This is a genomic window from Paenibacillus anseongensis (assembly GCF_009757995.1).
GTDB lineage: Bacteria > Bacillota > Bacilli > Paenibacillales > NBRC-103111 > Paenibacillus_E > Paenibacillus_E chondroitinus.
In genome coordinates, this window is record NZ_WSEM01000001.1 from 23,455 (window position 1) to 42,606 (window position 19,152).

15 protein-coding genes are annotated in these 19,152 nt (G+C 41.6%); 1 reads left to right on the forward strand and 14 read right to left on the reverse strand.

What is annotated here, in order from left to right; genetic code table 11:
• Window positions 1–3: 3 nt before the first annotated feature.
• Entirely contained in the window at window positions 4–1,269 is a 1,266-nt protein-coding gene (locus tag GON05_RS00125; protein ID WP_157317245.1) for a class I SAM-dependent methyltransferase, read from the reverse strand.
• Between the two features lie 303 nt (window positions 1,270–1,572).
• Entirely contained in the window at window positions 1,573–3,663 is a 2,091-nt protein-coding gene (locus GON05_RS00130) for a TerD family protein (protein WP_157317246.1), read from the reverse strand.
• Window positions 3,664–4,059: 396 nt separating this feature from the next.
• Between GON05_RS00130 and GON05_RS00135 the strand changes: the two genes are divergently transcribed.
• The gene (locus tag GON05_RS00135; RefSeq protein ID WP_157317247.1) at window positions 4,060–4,752 is read left to right on the forward strand and encodes a YHYH domain-containing protein; all 693 of its coding nucleotides are present in this window, start codon (window positions 4,060–4,062) and stop codon (window positions 4,750–4,752) included.
• Window positions 4,753–5,387: 635 nt separating this feature from the next.
• Here GON05_RS00135 and GON05_RS00140 read toward each other — a convergent pair.
• From GON05_RS00140 to GON05_RS00195, 12 genes are all read right to left on the reverse strand, one after another.
• A complete protein-coding gene (locus GON05_RS00140; RefSeq protein WP_157317248.1) occupies window positions 5,388–5,642 on the reverse strand; it encodes a hypothetical protein in 255 nt (84 codons plus the stop codon).
• 117 nt (window positions 5,643–5,759) lie between these two features.
• Window positions 5,760–6,101, reverse strand: coding sequence for a DUF805 domain-containing protein (locus GON05_RS00145; RefSeq protein WP_127455640.1), 342 nt, complete (start codon window positions 6,099–6,101; stop codon window positions 5,760–5,762).
• A gap of 440 nt (window positions 6,102–6,541) precedes the next feature.
• Window positions 6,542–10,552 (reverse strand): S-layer homology domain-containing protein, encoded by a 4,011-nt coding sequence (locus GON05_RS00150; RefSeq protein ID WP_157317249.1) that lies wholly within the window; start codon window positions 10,550–10,552, stop codon window positions 6,542–6,544.
• A 335-nt stretch (window positions 10,553–10,887) separates the two neighbouring features.
• The gene (locus GON05_RS00155) at window positions 10,888–12,516 is read right to left on the reverse strand and encodes a GTP-binding protein (RefSeq protein WP_157317250.1); all 1,629 of its coding nucleotides are present in this window, start codon (window positions 12,514–12,516) and stop codon (window positions 10,888–10,890) included.
• Between the two features lies 1 nt (window position 12,517).
• The gene (gene cysD, locus GON05_RS00160; protein ID WP_157317251.1) at window positions 12,518–13,441 is read right to left on the reverse strand and encodes a sulfate adenylyltransferase subunit CysD; all 924 of its coding nucleotides are present in this window, start codon (window positions 13,439–13,441) and stop codon (window positions 12,518–12,520) included.
• Window positions 13,442–13,651: 210 nt separating this feature from the next.
• Window positions 13,652–14,251, reverse strand: coding sequence for a hypothetical protein (locus GON05_RS00165; RefSeq protein WP_157317252.1), 600 nt, complete (start codon window positions 14,249–14,251; stop codon window positions 13,652–13,654).
• An 81-nt stretch (window positions 14,252–14,332) separates the two neighbouring features.
• Window positions 14,333–15,160 (reverse strand): protein-glutamine gamma-glutamyltransferase, encoded by an 828-nt coding sequence (locus tag GON05_RS00170; RefSeq protein WP_157317253.1) that lies wholly within the window; start codon window positions 15,158–15,160, stop codon window positions 14,333–14,335.
• A 297-nt stretch (window positions 15,161–15,457) separates the two neighbouring features.
• Window positions 15,458–16,117 (reverse strand): CPBP family intramembrane glutamic endopeptidase, encoded by a 660-nt coding sequence (locus GON05_RS00175; protein WP_157317254.1) that lies wholly within the window; start codon window positions 16,115–16,117, stop codon window positions 15,458–15,460.
• Window positions 16,118–16,366: 249 nt separating this feature from the next.
• Window positions 16,367–17,011 (reverse strand): DUF7986 domain-containing protein, encoded by a 645-nt coding sequence (locus GON05_RS00180; RefSeq protein ID WP_157317255.1) that lies wholly within the window; start codon window positions 17,009–17,011, stop codon window positions 16,367–16,369.
• 178 nt (window positions 17,012–17,189) lie between these two features.
• Window positions 17,190–17,387, reverse strand: coding sequence for a hypothetical protein (locus GON05_RS00185; RefSeq protein WP_157317256.1), 198 nt, complete (start codon window positions 17,385–17,387; stop codon window positions 17,190–17,192).
• Between the two features lie 152 nt (window positions 17,388–17,539).
• Window positions 17,540–18,661 carry an MORN repeat-containing protein gene (locus tag GON05_RS00190; RefSeq protein ID WP_157317257.1) on the reverse strand — a complete coding sequence of 374 codons (1,122 nt, stop codon included), beginning with the start codon at window positions 18,659–18,661 and terminating at the stop codon, window positions 17,540–17,542.
• A gap of 184 nt (window positions 18,662–18,845) precedes the next feature.
• Window positions 18,846–19,103 carry a hypothetical protein gene (locus GON05_RS00195; protein WP_157317258.1) on the reverse strand — a complete coding sequence of 86 codons (258 nt, stop codon included), beginning with the start codon at window positions 19,101–19,103 and terminating at the stop codon, window positions 18,846–18,848.
• Between the last annotated feature and the right edge of the window lie 49 nt (window positions 19,104–19,152).

Here is a 19,152-nt window from a genome sequence, read left to right on the forward strand (position 1 = left end):
CTTCTACGCCCCCCTTTTCTTAAGAATAACGCCTTGCGTTGTCTGGATATGATTGACCCCGTCCCCGATGGCAACGAATTCATGGACCAGTCCGGTTTCACGAATGACATCTGTCAGCCACTGCTGGAACGCCGCTTGCCCCATCTCCCATTTATGATCCTCATGCCGGAATCCTGGAAGTTCATAATAGATATTAAAGTCAGAGTTAGGCGTCGTAATAATAAAATGGTCAAAATCGACCTGCTCACAAATGTGCCGAATCAGCGTTTTGGCCTCATCCTCGCTCATATGCTCAATGACTTCCGTCATAATAATATCGACCTGTTCCCCGTTATAAGCCTCCAAGAAACGATCAATCGAGCTGAACGGAACGATATTGTCGATCTCTTTGGATCTGGCTTTCCGACTTACCGTTTCGAGCAATTCCTCATTAATATCAATGGCGTAATAGCTATCTTCAATCTTTTTTGCGAACGGAATCGCATAGAAGCCCTCTCCACATCCAACGTCCAGGATAGACTTATCAAAAGGAAGCGCACGAGCAATATAATTCCTCCGCTGCAGCCCCGTTCCCCCATAGTCAAAACGAATATCGTATCGGCTTGTGCTCTCCAGCTCCGTTTTGTAATTCTTAAAGCGTTCTTTCGAAGATAAGAAGTGGCGAACAAACAAACTGCGAATATAAAATGGCGCATCGATTACATTGATACTCTTGATATATTTATCCAAAATGCTATCTGAGATATCGATATATTCATTGCCAAACATGGATAAGAACAAGCACAGCACACTCACGGCATGCATCAGGTGATAGAGGCTTCGCCGCGTTGTTACCGTAAGCGAGTAGCTTTTGTGAGCTTGATGCACGATTTCAAACGTAAAGTCTTTCAAATATTTTTGGAAAAATTCCACATACCGCACCATTTCAATATGAATCATATTAATATAAAACGTATGCTCGTATCCTTCCGCATCCCGCTCGTCCTGTGCCTTAAGCGGAGCCAAAAAAAACTCGTTAATTGCATTTAACGGAAATAAAGGCGTATTATAGCGAGACACATTGAGATATTCAAAGTTCTCTTGTTCGTTCTGTTTATACGAGATTTCATTATCCGCATCCTTGAAATACACATTGAACGCAGAGGCATCCGTGTACCAGCCATAAGCCATTCCCTTCCGGATAGATCGGAGCATGACGCCGGAATTTGGATTTTTTTTGATAATAAAAGAAAGCTGCGGGTTGGTCGATCTTACTTGGACAATAGCCATCGTTATCTTCCCCTTGGATATTAAAATATAAAAAAAGGCCATGGACTCAAGAGTCCATGACCAGGTACAAACCGTTCACACAGAGAAACCAGCAAAAATGCCTAGTTGAATCCGCGTGCGCAAATACCAGATGAGCCGATGAGAGATGATGAATATATTCCGTTATCCAAATTGAATTTACTTTGATCACTATGCTTTGAATTGAATGATTGGAATAATTTCATCTTCATCGTGCTCCTTTCGTTATCTTATTAGCTACTGAAATATTAACTGCAACCCCAGATATTGTCAACGAGTAATTGCTTAAGCAATGAACTCGGCTAGAATCTTGCTGATATCGAACGGAGTAATCCCCTTTTTCACTGAAAACACCGTCTGGGCACTATCGGCATCTTCCACGATTCGCCCCCTAGCCGCAGCATGGAGCATGAATAAATCATGCAAGTTAGGCTTTATTAACGAGGTCATTGCTTTTCCCATTAGGACCATACCTTTTTGATTGCCCTCCACATTGTTGTAGTAGTTAGGATGGTTTTGCAAGGCTAAGTCGCACCAAATGATCTCCCGCTCCACTAAATCTAGAATGACAGGAATAGCAATTCTCGTATCTGCAGCAATATCAATGCGATCCATCACAGTCGAAGGCTCAAAAATCTCTCCAGAGTTAGGATGCTTCCTCATCATCCACCCCGCAAAGCATTCAGGTAAATCACAGTAAGGCTGCTCCGTAAAAGCATTCAATGAGGCGACAACATAGCGTCCACCATATTTAATAACAGAGGGAATATCCAAATCTATAAACTCACATGCCCCAAAAGGCGCAGAAGTGATATCCCCACTATGAGCCGCGTTATATTTATACGAGCGCAGATTCGTGTAAGAGATATGTTCGATATACTGCCATTGCTCATCATACATGACAGCCGAGAGGTCAATATCGACTCTTCCTGTATGCTTTCCACCACTAACTGTTCCTTCTTTCCACCATAAGAAAAAGCGGATTGTGTCGCCTTCCGGCATTTCTAACCGGCTGCCACGAACGATCGTGCGAAGTGCTTTACTTGCCGATCTTTGTGAAAAAGGCATCACATATTGCTTTAATCTGGCGTCGACATACACATCTCCCAATGAAGGAAGCTCAGCGAATCGCGTCATTAACGTGTTTTTGCACGTTTGTACGATCATTTCACACGCTTTATCTTCAATCTCGGGAAGTGTATTAGGGATAGCTACGGCTTTTGCTACATTCCCCTTCGGAAAGAAGGTCCGCAGGTCATGCCTTTCCTTCCTATGGCCGAAATGAGCCATCACTTGAAGTAATACGGGAGTTAAAATATGTCCTGCGACTTCAGCAAAAATTGCAACAATTGGCTTGAAATCCTTGTTGATTCTAAGCAAGTGATCCAGCCGTCTAGCGAACTCCCCTGCGCGATTTTTCAATAGATCGGCAGCTAATCTCGTATCTTGCATGCGGAGCGCATGTTCCACCCTGCCACCGAATGTCTCAAAAGGCTTATTATTTCGAAGGATATCAAAGGCTTCCTTGCAGCCTTCATATTTATTTTTATAATCAGCAGGGTGTAGGATTTCTCCAAGACGGATCCAACGATTTTTATAGCGCAGCATATCTTCAACCCTATTGCCGCATTGCTCCAGAAGCTCCAAAAGCAACCGCCTTTCAGGGCGCTTAAACTTCCGAAATTTTGTATTCGTCGCAAGACTTACATCACCATCAGATAGAGCAACAGCTAACCGCAATACATCCGTAGCAGTCTTCATGTATTTGGCAATGTGCTTGATATTGGCCTTTTGATATGTGAGGAGCGCTCCCACGACGAACCCAACATTTTCTTTCATGGGAATTTCATCAGGCAGTATTGTGCTTAGATCATCAAACGTTGAAATTACCCATTCGATATCTTCCTTGTCCGTTTCGGAGATCGAGCCTTTTGCCTCGATGAGATTACGAATGCTTTGATCAAAGTTCGCTGGGCTTCCGAGATCGATAGTTTCCAGATCAACTTGATCCAATAGAGGAAATCTATCCAAAGCTACATGCTCAGGCAACTGAAACGTTAAATAGTGAAGAATGGCGTTTAGGTAAAGCTCTGCTTCACCTGTCAGCATCACTTGTTTAGGAAAATTAGGGTACATTGGTTTGAAGCTGACGTTCGCTCCTACGAGCGATTTCAAATCCATCACAAGCTGATGGTAGAGCTCAGTAAACGTCTCAATAGATAAAGTCTGAAGTACTTCCACAAGCTCTTTGGAAAAAGTAAAACCTAAGTACTCTATGTTTTTCATTGCTGTAGCGATGTATGTTCGAGGAAGGCGGCTATGACCTGGATGTACAATGAGCTTCCTACTTCTTCTTAAATAAACGGTATTTCTCATTGCGGCATAACGCCTCCTCTTGGGATTTTCATAAAATCAGGTAACTTGCATCTCTATATCGACCAATGATTTAGAAGGAAGAGATGCAATAGCCTGATTGATTGTTCAGGGAAGCTGCCGCCCTAAAGTCAGGGAAGTTGTAGAAGGAAGGACGGCAATAGCCTGAAGCGATGGGATGTTTCTTGGTGTAATCTTCCCACAAATTGGATGGCGCGAACATGGCGAAAGTATTACGACTTTGATTTTTTTGATTTTAACTCCGAATATCATCACTCCTCATTGGACCACGTTTAGTGTTCTAGTTAAATAGAACATAAAAATAATATTTGAAAACCCTTGAAATATCTGGTACTATCACGTAGGTAAAAACTACTAGATTTTAGGAGATGAACAGCAATGAAATTTAGGCAAATCGGACTATTTGTATTAACATTCGTTTTAGTAACGACTTTCTCACAATCCGCTTATGCACATTCAGGTAGAACAGACGCAAACGGAGGGCATAATTGCTCAGCCAGCTCCAAGGCCAAAGGATTATGTACGGGCTACCACTATCACAATGGTGGATCTTCCTACGGTAGCAGTTCATCATCAACATCATCCGGTGGGTCAACTTCCAGTACTAAACCAGCAGCAACTCCAGTAGAAACAGTTCCAAGTGGGTATGTCAAAGTTGAAAAGCCAACATACACAATTAACGTAAATGGCACTTCAATCACCAACTCATCCCTTAAATATCCCGTCATCTCTTATAAGGACATTACGTATTTTCCAATGACCTTTAAGTTTACTCAAGCACTTGCACTAGAAACAGTATGGGACGCTGAAACTGGATTCGTCATTCGCAAGACTTCCAATAAGGCTGGAAAGCTTGAATTGGACTTTGGCAGTACTAGCTCTAACCTGTATGCTAGTCAACCTGATTTTAATATCTATGTGAATGATGCTTGGATTGATAATGGTTCCGAGGAATACCCGTTATTGGTGCTAAATGATGTAACCTATTTTCCAATGACATGGCATTATGCGGTTGATGAACTGGGTTTAGCTATAAAGTTTGAAAACAACACTTTTTATATTTCTAAATAAGATTCTAAAAGTGTCAAAGTTTAACCCCAGCTCAATAGCGATTCAGCGCTTGAATGGAGAACTGAAAAAGTGTCAGTTCGAAACTTCAGCATAAGTGGGGTTGGTAGGGGAAAAAGAGAGGAAGACAAAAGACACCCACACGGGTGTCTTTTTATTTCAGGATTTAACTTAAACTGGAAATTACATGCTATTATGGTTTAAATGTATATAACACGCTTTTTCAAATGTTAAATCCCTAAAATAATGAGAGGTGGTTTTTTTGAAACTTCGTTTCCCCCTTAATATTCCTAGTACTATGTGTCTTTGCAGGGTTAGCTCAATTATTTAAGAATATCTTTTTCATATTTCCAAGTAACGATATTCTTTCATCTGTTCAATATTTATTTCTAGTAGGAGTAGTTATTTTTATTTTTGAAAAGACAAAGCTAAGTGAAAAAAAAAGCAAACTTTTTTGTATGCCTGACCCTTGTTCTTGTGGGATCATTAATTGCCTACTTTACGATCTAAACTTTGAAAACAACACCTTTTATATTTCAAAATAAGCTAGCGCCAAATAAACCCCACCGATTTAGGATCGGGTTCTGTTCTGATGCCATTCCACTTGCTTATGCTTACTTCTTACTAAGCTTTTATCTTTATTTGCGAACTCCTGTAAAGTATTCTTCAATAACTTCAATTTCTTGTTTACTGGTATGAAAAACATAGAATTCACGTTCAGGATTTTCCTTATGATGAAGCTTATAACCTTCCCAAGCGGTTACTGGATTATCATATTCCTCGACAACCGTCATTTCTTCAATTGTTCGTAAGCGATTCTTAGACACTGCTTTAATTGCTTCAACTAAAACGAAGCGGCCGGGGTAATGGTTACAAATCTCAGACCATCTCATATCACAAATCCCCCTTTTACAAGTAATTTTATTAATTATAACATACAACATATGAACGCCAAATAAACCCCACCTATTTAGGATGGGGTTCTATTCTAACACCACTGCTCATGCTAACTACTTAGGATTAGGACCATATTGGTTCTCATTAGGATCACTATCTTGGCAGTAAAATACGATAAGAATAATAGCTCCGATAAGTGGAATTAAACCAATCAAAATCCACCAGCCACTTCTCCCGGTATCATGAAGCCTCCGGAATGCAACGGCCAAGGATGGCAATAGAACCGCCAGTGAGTAAAGGCCAGTCAAAACATTTGTAATCCCCAACAAAGATTCCAATATGGCAAGGATGATGGAGATAATCAGATTAAAAAGCACAAACATCCAGTACTCCTTGCGTTGAGCCCTACCTGAGAATCCAACGTAGTTTTTCAACACCTTCGAATACCATTCCATGTATCTTCCTCCTTCATATTCACCAACTAGGATTAAAAAGGATTTCCTTGTGCAATCTGCTTCCCATTTTTATGTAATTATTTGATCTTGAAAAGACTCTGCCCCCCTCTGGAATGTTTGCATTTTCCCACTCCACCTCCTCAAACAAAACCACCGTCAAATTTGTCTGTGGGTCACGGGCATTCACATTTCTAAAATGCTATGCCCTTATATGTATTTTGGTGAGGGTTGTCTTGATGATTAAAAAATGGGGATTACTGGGTGGAATTAGTTTTTAGCTAGGTGTACACGCGGTGACGATGTCCTCTGCCGAGTTACAATCAGCTCTTCTCCTTAATGAGACTACCGTTTTGGATTTGATCTAAGAGTTATTCCTCCCCATGCAGAGGCAAGAAAAAAAGCCCCTTACATCACTGTGATGTAGGGGGCTTTTTTAAGACTTACTTGTCTTCCGCGAGCATCCCGAGCATACGTACCATAACCGCAGCAACTTGTGCCCTTGTGCTTTGTTCCATTGGTGCGAAGTGAGAGTCATCCACTCCGTTCAGCAGTCCGAGAGCCGTAGCTGCGCTCACATATGGCTTAGCCCAATTGCTAATAGTAATGGCGTCAACATAACCAGGTACTTGTGCCGGTTCGACATCGATCAACTTTTTACCAGTTGCGTTCAAGTAGGCATTTACAATCATAACCGCTAACTGCTCACGAGTTACGTTCGCATTCGGAGCAAAAGAGTTGTCGGTAACCCCACTTACGATTTGGGCATTGTAAGCAGCGTACACGGCATCCTTGTACCAAGCATCAGATGCAACATCATCGAAGGATTTGGACATATTCGGGTCCTGAAGTTTCATTGCTTTCATAAGAATCGTAACTAATTGAGCTCTGTTCATCTCAAGATTCGGTTGAAAGAGCTTATCGCTCATACCATCAATAATCTGCTTACTTACAAGCTCCTCAATGTCCTTTTGTGCCCAATGCCCTTGAATATCATCAAATGTTTTTGCATCGGTTGAGGAAGTTGGTGTATTTCCTGTTTTCTCTAAGACCGCGTACTTGGAGAAGTGTGGCACGTTAGCCGTAATAGTTCCATCGCCATTTACCTTCCCTCCTATGGAAGTCCACGTGTTCGTTGTCTCGTCTAACCAGTAAACACCAAGATTACTTGCATCCTTCACTTTGGACAGGTCATAGTGGAAAGTGGCTTCAATCGGTGTATTAAAGTTTGTAATTTTCGAGTCCTTCTCGGCCAATGTGAACTCCAAAACCGAAGATACAGCATTAAAATTACTGAGTACAGGTGCAGCTTCAGACGATACTTTGAACTTCACCATGTTGTTTTCGTTTGCTACAGGTATAGCATTAATAGGGAATTTGAGTTGAACTTCGTTCGCTTTTATAACAATTGCTTTCCCCTTCAATGCCGCTTTATTCACAATGTCTCCATCAAAGCTAACAGTGGTGATATCAAGATGTTGTTTAGCTGTAGCGTCCAATACAAGTTCCTTCGCATCAGTGCTAAGGGCAATTAGCATGTCAACGTGACCTGGCTGCACTTCGTACGTCATTTTGCCATTAGGATCAGTATATGGACGACTTGTGCTGCCACCGCCTCCTCCGCCTCCTCCTCCGCCGAATCCGCCTCCAGCTCCAGCTCCACCACCGATACCACCAACACCATTATTATCATTCGTAAGCGGTGGTACAACAACTAATGTCCCCGTGCTCTCACCCCTATTGGAAGTTTGTCGAGTTATAAGCAGTTTGTCTCCTGGGTTTCCTAGATTCCCAATGGTAACTGTAATGGAATTCTGGCTCGGTGCAACGATCCCGCCCCCAATAATGGCGGTTTGTCCCTCATTGTACACACGAATAATATCCCCAGGCGCAAGATTGTTCACGACAATATTGTCCGCTTGTACCATGTATTTATGAACAGTAATAGATGATGACGGGATTGCTGGTGTTCGTTTATCCTCTAATAGTTTTCTATTATAAAATGGTGATGCAAAATCATCATTTTCCATGAAAAGACCAATTCCTAACGCTTCCGTCGGCACATCCTTCTCGGAAATAGTAACGGAATATACCTTTTGCCCACCATTCACAACGACTATCTTATCTCCAATAGGACCTTGTTCATTAATAAAGTACAGGTAATAACGAGCATTTGGTAATTCAGCAGTTCCCGGCTTCCATGTAACTACACCCGCAAACTTGTTCGGGTCCGGATTCATATCTGTCAGTGACATGTCTACAGGCAAATAGTTGGGTGCATCATAGATGGGAACCGAGAGGTGGACGTCCAGCATACGATCGATTCCATTAGTAACAGAAACGACCGGATACAACCCAATGTTAACTGCACCGCTGGGAAGGGTCGAATATGTTATCTCATAAACAAAGCGTGAATCAGTCGACAATTCCGCATTCTTATATAGTCCGATCTGTTGAAGTTTATTGCCATTCTGATCAAGATAGTACGCGGAATACCCCTTAAGACCATCCTGATCGGTCGGCGGATCAAAGGTTAAGTACCCGTCTATGCGATCAGATGTCAAATCTTCATCTACGAAAACAGCATTAGAAGGCAAGCGATTCTCAGTCATAACTCGCTGCATCTCTTCGATATTATTAAATTTATATAACCGGTTTTCAGAAGAAACGATAATGCTATGATCTGTGTCAACATATGCATGTGTGATGAACGTTAACAAATTATAGGTATTCTTAAAGCTGTCTCTGTCGTAAATTGCACTATTACTGAACACATAACTTCCGCGTGCGTAAATCACGCTTTCTGGATATGTCCCGTATACGGTGGAAGTTACAGTCGCATCATACCTGCGATTGCCATAGTACAGATAGTTATCGTCTAAAAAGATATTGTAATAATTGGATGAATTGTTCAAGTTTCTTCTTTCAATTAAATTAAAGTTCTGGCTGTTATATTTATATAGGCTAGAACCATCTCCGCCGTAGAGAATGTTCCTATTCGGGTCTAACGTATAAGTGTCAGGGGTCCAAATTCCTGTATTCTTTTCATATACCGTATCCGTAACAGAGGTATAGACTGAAGAGGTCACGCTGATGCCACCAGCAAAAGCACCCCCATTGTACAATATCCGATTATTATTATCCGGATAAACATGAAGCGGATAGTTCTTCGTAGTGATTTTGGAAGAGTTAGCTTCTGTGAGAATACCGTCATTAATATCCATTACCTTTATATGGTTTTCACCATTAAAAATAATATAAACCTTATTGTTTAGGATTTTAATTTCACTCGGGTTAGAACCGATAATCATCTTCTTGACTAAACTCATATCGTTCTTGCGAATAATGACCAACTCGTTGGTACTTGCCGTAATGGCATAGATATAAGGTAAATTGTCTGTGGTAGCCCAATCCTTAATCGCTTGATCGCTTCTGATCGAATAGGAATCCGTTGTAAAGTTAGCGGTAATCCTCGGTGGTATAGAAAGATCGATTCGAGTAATTTTATTTGCATCCGTAAACCAATTCTCAATACCTGCAAGATAGGCATGTCCTTGCGAGTCAAGCAGGGCAAACCTCTTGTTAGAAGGGAACAGAACCAAAGGCGTATAAGTATTTTTATCATATACCCCTTTCGTTGTGAGTACATAAGCGTCTGTTACACCCAGTATGACAGATTCAAGATAGGTGTAGTCGTTGTTCGTTCTTGAGTAGGTGCCAGTGGTTTCCAAGAGGTTCGCTTTATTAAATTGATGTCCACCAAAATATACGGATTGATCGTCTATAAAAATATGCTTAAGTGATAATGAAGGGCCACCAATCTCCATATCATCGTCTATGTCCTTACTCAGCTTTGCTCCGGTATCAGCATTAATAGCCGTTATACCACCATAAGAGGACACATTGCCAAAGTAAAGTGTGTTCGTTGATTCATCAAACGATAGAGCTAAATCATTAGATATAAAATTACTAAATAATAAACTACTTGTATGAGTAACCTTATTATATTTGTAGATCTTCCCGTCTCTACTCCCGTAAAAAAGATAGTTAGAAGAGGCTGCTACTGAGTATGGAATGGTGCTGGTAATAATCGTATCGGAAATTTGTTGAGTCGCAAGATTAACCGTCTTGATCATAGTCGCTCCAGAAAGTGCAATCTGCAGAGACTGCCCATCCCTCGCAAGAGAATAAGGGTTTGAACCAATATTAAGCGTTTTTTCAATTTTCAAATCGCTAAGTCGAATGAAATAAAGATTATTCGACGTGCTCGAGATTGCATATATATATCCCGCGTTTTCATCTAAAATCCAGTCTGTCAAGTCATTCGGGAGCGAAAGCTCTAGAGCAGCCGTTGGTGTGTCCGCGCTGGCTACAGGTGCAACAATTGCCCATGAGTTAAACAACATTAATAAAAATAACACGAATAGATGCCATTTCTTTCTTCCAAGTGTCATGTACGATGTCCCTTCTATATTTTGTTTATTTTTCTACTAAATTGAATCATACTATAGGAACCCAGTATTTTCCACGATAAATTCACGGCATTCGACATTTTAACAGAACATTAATAATTAGATTACTTTCATTAATATGCTCCTAAATAGAACCACCAGTTTCCTTCAAACAAGACCTATCTCAGTTTAATAATCTTCTTTAGCTTCACACGTTCTGTAAAACACATGAATTAATAAGTCTCTGGCTATGCTATGGGAACAAAAAAAAAGAATTCCTACATCGCTGATGTAGAGATTCTTTTCTCAAAACTATTTATTTCATTCGAAATTTACCACTAATTAATCAAAAACCGCACAACCCGCTTCACAACACCCGCAGCCTCTTCAATCGAGTTGCTTGAATCAACTTCCATCAGCTCTTGCCCAATGATGTCTCGCACGGCTGCATGGTCATTTTCATTCTGATTCACGACCAAGGCGATAAGTCCCGCATCGTTCATCAATTTGGCAACTTCCGCGATTCGTAGCGACGATTCTCCGCGGCTATTCTCGAGTAACATCGTATGGTAGCCTGTCGATACCAAACGTTTCTCGACTTCCTTAGCCAAGGCTAAGTTATCCGAAACTGAACCGCTGAACCAGAGGGTCAAAGGCTTCTGTCCTTTTTGCTCAGCACGAACGTTTCTGGTGACTTCCGCATCTAAGCTTACAACGCTGTCAGAGCTTTGCAGTGCCTCTTCGATGACTCCGCAAGCGGATGTCATGTTGGTAACACGATCGATCAAGATAAATCCGCCGATGCTTTTATACTGTTCAAAGGAATCAAAAACAATGTCGTCCGATAAGGAAAATTCACATTTTGCCACTTCATTTTTGACAATTTGATCGGCTGAAACTGTATTTCCTGTGTTGATATCGATTTTATGCTTAATCGCCGTCACGGTACCTGGCAGGATTTTCGTTCCTACTTTGACCAAATAATTTTTACCCGGAGTCAGTACGGAGTCATCCATCCACAGAATCGTCGCGCTAAAACGATCAGCCTCTTTGATTTCACTGTCTTTCGTGAATACGCAACCGCGAGAAACGTCGACTTCACGATCCAACTGAATCGTTACGGGTTGTCCAACATAGGCGGATTCCCTATCTTTGTCTGTCACTAAGATGCGTTTGACTTTCGCTTTCTCACGACTCGGCAGAATCGTCAACTCATCATCGACCGCGATACTGCCAGCCTCAATCTGGCCTTGGAAACCGCGGAACGTATGGTCCGGTCGGCATACACGCTGGATCGGCATCATGAATTGTTTCGTGTCATTTGTCTCAAGAACATCCACATTTTCTAAGTAAGATAATAAAGGAAGGCCCTCATACCAAGGGGTATGTTGTGATTTCTTCGTAATGTTATCCCCTTCTGTTGCCGAAACAGGGATTACTTCTATGCTTTGGAAATGGAACTCACCAGCTGTTTGGAAGAACTCATCTTTAATCTGCTCAAAAATCTTTTGTTCAAAATGAACTAAATCCATTTTATTCACAGCTAAAACAAGATGCTTAATGCCCATAAGTGCGCAAATGCGAGTATGGCGTTTGGTTTGAGTAATGATCCCTTTGGTTGCATCCACAAGAATGACGGCAAGATCCGCAAAGGACGCCCCTACGGCCATGTTACGTGTATATTCCTCGTGCCCCGGTGTGTCCGCTACAATGAAGGAACGGTGGTCCGTCGTAAAATATCGATAGGCTACGTCAATCGTGATCCCTTGTTCACGCTCAGCCAATAATCCATCAAGAAGCAAGGAGTAGTCAATTTTGCCGCCGCGGCTGCCAAGTCTGCTGTCGAGTTCTAGCGCTTTTTCCTGATCGGCGAACAAAAGCTTTGCCTCATAAAGCATATGCCCAATTAGAGTGGATTTCCCGTCGTCCACACTTCCGCATGTAATAAATTTAAGCAGACTTTTCATATTAGAAATAACCCTCCCGTTTGCGTCTTTCCATACTTCCCGCCGCTTCTTGGTCAATAACCCGGGTTGTCCGTTCGGATGAAACCGCGCCAAGCGTTTCTTCAATAATAGCATCCAACGAATTCGCTTCCGACTCGGCTCCACCAGTAAGAGGATAGCAGCCCAATGTGCGGAATCTCATCTTCTTCATTTCAATTTTCTCGTGCGGCTCCAACTTCATGCGATCATCATCCACCATGATGAGATGGCCGTCGCGTTCGATAACAGGTCTTTCTTGGGCAAAATAGAGCGGCACAATATCAATATTTTCTCTGCGAATGTATTGCCAGATATCTTTTTCCGTCCAGTTGGATATCGGGAATACGCGGATGCTTTCGCCTTTATTAATTCTTGTGTTAAAAAGTTTCCACATCTCCGGGCGTTGGTTCTTCGGATCCCAGGCATGGTTCTTATTGCGGAAGGAGAAAATCCGCTCTTTCGCACGCGACTTCTCCTCGTCACGTCTACCGCCGCCGAATGCAGCCGTAAATCCGTACTTGTCCAATCCCTGCTTCAGGGCTTGGGTTTTCATGATGTCCGTGTACGCGGAACCGTGATCAAAAGGGTTAATCCCTTGTTCAATCCCCTCTTCGTTGGAGTGAACGATCATCTTGATTCCGAACTCTTTCGCTTTGCGGTCGCGGAACTCGATCATTTCTTTGAACTTCCACGTTGTATCAATGTGCATGAAAGGAAACGGCGGCTTTTCGGGATAAAAAGCTTTGAGCGCCAAATGCAGCATCACGGAACTATCCTTCCCGATCGAATACAGCATCACGGGATTTTCACATTCCGCGGCTACTTCTCGGATAATATAAATCGCTTCAGCTTCGAGTTGATCCAGATGCGTCATTTCTTGTATGGAATCAAGCATCAGTTTTTGCATGGAAAGGTGCCTCCTTTTAATTCTTACTAAATCCATCGGTATTTTATTATATACTATCAGATTCTAGCTTTTATGCAAAGTGGAAGAAAGTGAAAATCTCTATAATTATATCAGTTTTCTCGAATATTGTCGGAACAAATCATCAGCGAACAGGAATAAAACCCCGGATGCTTGAAGCCTCCAGGGTCTATTTTGAATTCGGCGACCGTATTAATTATTTTGTGTAGACGTATAATGTTGTTGATTTTGCCCAGTGTGGTGGTGTTGCCCCATGTTGTGATGCTGGCCCGTGTGATGCTGCTGTCCTTGATGTCCGGTATGTTGATGGTGCTGAACATGGTGTTGAAGGTGGTGCATGGGATGATGATGCATATAAGCATGGTAGGGATGTGCAACATAGGCAACGTAGTGATGCTGCGGATGGTAAGCCATATGATGCATAGGATGATAAACATGGTGTGGGTGATAGGCATAATGATGCTGCGGATGGTAACCGTGATGAGGCTGGGCATGGTGAACTTGAGCTTGTGCTTGTGCGTGATGGGCTTGCGTTGGAGCATGACCTACTGGCGCTACGATAGGTTGTTGGTAGATCGGGAGGTTATCTCCGGACCATTGTGGAGCTGGTTGCACGGGTTGAACTTGTTGAATCGGTTGAATCGGTTGAACTGGCTGAGCTTGTTGAATGGGTTGAATCGGCTGAGCTGGTGTAACGGGTTGAATCGGTTGAGCTTTTGGGAGTTTCTCTGTTCTTGTTCCAACTTGATAAATAGGGAGGCTATCCTCCGCCCGCAGACTGTCTTTTGGCATTTTCTTTCCCCTTCCTGAAGTAGGCATACGTCATCCTATGCATCGTTTCGCCATTAGGCTATATGTCTATAGAAAATGGGCTCATTTACCAAGAGTCGTGAAAAACCCAGCCTTACGAACATGAATCCAGTCTCCGATTTTCGTAATAAGTGGCTTCTCCCGCAAAGGATGCTGAAATTCTGAGAAGTAGGAGAAATCCGGATGAACATAACGATCCGTCAGAAATGCTGATTTTGTACTGCCAGGCATTCTATATTTATTTAGGACATTAATGACTTCTTCCCCAGATGCAATTCCGAGGCCATGACCATGTCCATAATAGAGTTCGTTCTCCAGCAGCACGACATTCTCACCTTTCCACCAGGGAAGCAGCTCTTCAACGTCGGGATTTTCAAAATAAAGCACATCCCCCACCACCGCCTCCTCCTTATTGAATCGGTCGATGAGGTTCAATTTGCCATTGGAATGCCAATCAAATAATAAAAGACCCGCGAATAAATGGTCGAATTGAGCAGGGTCTATGGAGTGTAACAGGGCATGATACATAACAACGATGACAGCCATTGAACACTCGAACCCGTAGGAACCGCCATTTTCAAAAATATCCCTTATCGCGTCTCGCGGCTTAACTCCATGATTCAACTGGAACCTTCCCTCGTTCGTTAAATGCCAATAGGTCGGGTTGCACAGCGTTTTTTGGAATCCGGCAAAATAGACACCGGCTCCACTCAGCTCCTTCGCCGATTCCATAATCTGCGTTCGCATGTGCAGTTCAAAAAGCAAATCATGAATGGAGTCATACCGATACTCATAAGGACTGGCCTGCTTCTTTTGGAAAATGGCTAGTTCCAGCTCAGACAGCATACCTTCCCCAAAGGTTATATAGTTGATGCCTTCGATTACGATCATGTACTTCTCCTCATAATGAAGTAAGTGTGATTCACCTATTTTTATATGTGGAGATTCCGGGTTATGTGAATTATGTATAGCATACATAACATGCGTAGAAATAAAGGATAAGGAGCAATCCAACGCATACTAAAGTATTTTCAAAACGCCGAGTCATGCTCTTAAATTTATAGCGAATTAATAGCCTAATTATTAAGTTAAATACGATCATAATAAGGATTAGAGGGAACCATACATTAATTAATTCCATTAGATCCTCCTTCAACTTGCCAAACTGACCCTCAAAGTACACTTCCATCACGTTCCATGCAATTGAAACATCGCATAAATATCAAAAAATCCATGAACCAGAATAATGGGAATAATACGCCTCTTTTTAGCAAAATAAATAGAGAAAATAAAAAATAGTAATCCGTTTAATATCGCGGGTACTGCACCTTGGTACAAATGATAAGAAGTTTGGATCAGCGTACTTGCAAGCACAGCAATCTCTTCCTTTTTAAAAAAGTGAAGAAACTCAGTTATTCCATACGCTCTAACAATTAATTCTTCAAAGAAAGGATTCACAATAATGAAAAGAAAATAAAACAGCGTGATGTTGCTTTTTAAGAATCCAATGCTCTCGGGCTCAGACCTTAAGTGGGGAACGAATAGAACCAATACAATTTCGAGCACATAAAAGCAGAGATATAGTAATAACGCGTGACCAATATCGGTAAATTTGAAGGTCCAGCCGAGTTCTTTAAAGCTTCTCCCCTGGCTTTTGAGTGCCACTCTCAATAAGATTAATCCGAGAAGTTCCAAGACCAAGCTAAAACCGAAACTTAAATTATTATCCTCTGTTCCGTAGGACGGGTGAAATAGAAGGTATGTTGAACTCATAATCGGCCACCCTACTGCAAAAAGCAATACAATAATTAAACACATTAATCTTTTTCTTGCTTCAAAATCTGGCATCTCAGTTCTCCTCGAGCTTCGTTAACGGAATATAACAAGTAGTTGTTCCATTTACTTCTGCATCACTGAGTAGCTTTGTTTTAAACTTCAATATGTTTCTCCCCTTTTTAATCTTGAATAGCAACTCTAATGACTTCGTCAACATGTAGAATTCCCCTCTGACTTTGTTGAAATTTAATAAATGAAAAGATATCTACTGGTTAAAAAAAAGAAGCAGGCCTTTTAATGGCTGCTCCTTTCTCTTTCAATTCACTTTACATTCTCAAACCTCATAGAAATCCCGTCCGAACGATTCAGATGAAAATAGGTGATAAAGTTGTTCAGCGAAGTATCGCTGCTTTTCATCTTCTTAATCATTTTCCGGCTGCGATTCAAAATATAGTCTTTATGGTCAATGAAAAAAACAAAACCTAAGCCAGATGTCATGCTAAATCCCTCAAGATTGAGCACTCGTGTAAAGAGCAGGGGATTGCTTATAGTGTTACTGCTCAAACTAATATCAATAATTTTAACAAGCTCGTTTAGATCATTTAAAATGTCTTTTAGCACAAGCACTCCTTCTGTCTTATCGATGTGTATGACCTCGTATAAGGAAGCCTGTGACTGCAGCATTGATGCTATTAATTCGTTTTCTATCTGATCCTCGGGGGAATAGTTCTCTGCGAAAAGAGATAATGAACTCTTGCCAGCACGCAATCTTTCATAAATATTAAAGTCATATAGAGCATCGTACTCAGTCTCATGTTCCATGACCACTTGATTCCGATTATTAAGAACACCCAGAGTATGACCGGCCTGCTTGAAATTAACTTCATCAATGTAATCATCCAAAATTTTTGTATGTAGTTTGACTTGTGTTTGTCTATATTGCTTGTACCTCTCAAGATTGTTCAATGTTATTCCTCCATCTTGAATTCAGTGCCATTAAATACCCGCGGTACTATGATGCATACTTAATATTTAACAGACTACAGATACCTTAACATACTCTTTCTTTTAACACTATGGAAAACCTCAGCTATGAGAAAGGAGCCCCTAAGGGCTCCTACTTACTTTAGTTAAGATGCAGGACTTATAGTTCTTTATAAGGTCTTGCTTGATCCCACTGTTCTTTTGTACCTACATAAAAGCTAAGTTTTTCTGCTATATTTTCTGATTTGCCATCTGCCTTTCCTATTGTTCCGGAGGTAGTTGAGACACCATGAATCATTTCCACATTAGCAGGAACTTCTTTTTGTGTGCCCTTCTTATCAACATAATAAAATCTCATAGGACCCGTTACGTTTGTACTTGAAGTGTTTATTTTTCCGGATGGGGGAACTTCAAAAATAATAGTATTTCCTTCATGTTTTAAAGATGTGATAAAGTGGAAATTGGAGGTTTCATTTTATTGAAACTGATATTAGAAACTAAAAAATTCATTTACTTCACTATATTACCCTTTGTCGGAATACGGACTCCCTGAGGCACATTAAAGGAGGATACGCCGGATGACTGCTGCACGCTAGGATTCCGTATCGTGATGCTAATCTTCAGATTGGTACTTCCCAAGTAGTTTGTTCCGTTGCCCGTTGGTATATTGTCTACAACTTCTCCTTCATACACAAGCTTGCCATTATCGTACATCTTGCCGGTTCCGTTGGCATTTCCATTCACGAAATCGCCGTCGTATGCAATCGCGCCATTCATATAAAATTTGCCTTTACCCTGATAAATACCATCCTGATGTTCTCCATCATAATAAATCGTTCCGTATTCGTAGAACTTGCCTTTCCCTGACATAGCTCCAGTTGTGAACTGGCCTACATACTTATCCCGCTCATCGTCGGAAATAAATGTACCCGTTCCGTTGTATGTACCGTTGTTGAACGTTCCCGTATATCTTTTTTTTCCATTCGAATGATATTCAGTTCCCGTTCCCTCAGGAATGACCGAATCTGGAGTAACCTGCCCAGCGTATTGCAGATAACCTTCAGGCGCATAAATCTTGGCATCCCCCAATTTATTATTCTCCGGACGTGTCATTTCCGAATACACGCTGCCGTCCTCATTGTAGCCTATGTCCTGAATGACTCCATTGACCTTTTTCCCTTCTGAGCGCAGCTTCCCGTCTTCGAAAAATGTTTTACCGACCAAAGTTATTTTTCCGTTTATGAATTCGCCTTCGTAACGCTTTTGTCCGTTCGGGTAGTAAGCTGCCCCTTGTCCATGCGCTACACCATTTACTACCTCACCTATGTATTTGTATGTTTTATCGGACATTTTGACCGTCGTTTCCTTCACAGCAGCGCCAGGCTTATCCGCTTTGGCAGGCACTGACGATGCAGTCGCTGGCATGCTTTCAGTTGCCGCGCCATTCTCTCCAGACTTGGAGGCGATATCCGTCACCGGTTCATTGGCGTTCTGGCCAGGAGGTATGGGGGAAGGTAGTTCTGACCTTACGTAGACAGGCTGGGCCGTGATTTTCTCATACAGGTTGTAGGCCAATGTTCCACTAATAGCAAGAAGAGAACCTAACAACAAAATAGCGAGCACATTCTTCATGTTGTCACCTCAAAGATTTTAGTTTTGGATATCATCCGCATGGCGCAAATACATATATTTCCTACATAGACATCTGTTTTCTACGTTAACATACTAGAGTTGATATTGAAAGTATTGTCGGGGCGTTTTCCGTTCAGCAAAAGAACAAAAAAACCTCTCAACTTGAGAGGTTTTGAAGACCCTGTTAATCCATTTGCCCTTTAATCTTATTATCCAGAATTCCCTTCTCAAGCCTTAAATGAAGCAATTCCGTATCCAAATCCTGACCTATGGTATGAACCGCAGTAACAATATCCTCTGCCGTAAGTATATGAATAGAATCTGCCTTCTCGGAGATGTACGTTAGTATAACGTCCACGAATTCTTTACACACGTTGATTCTTTGAATAAGTATTTGTTCTTCTTTAATGGCTTCATTGTATTTGATAAGGATATCGTTCATGTGGTTCACCTCCGATGATGGGCAATGTTTAACCAAATTCTTTTCTGTT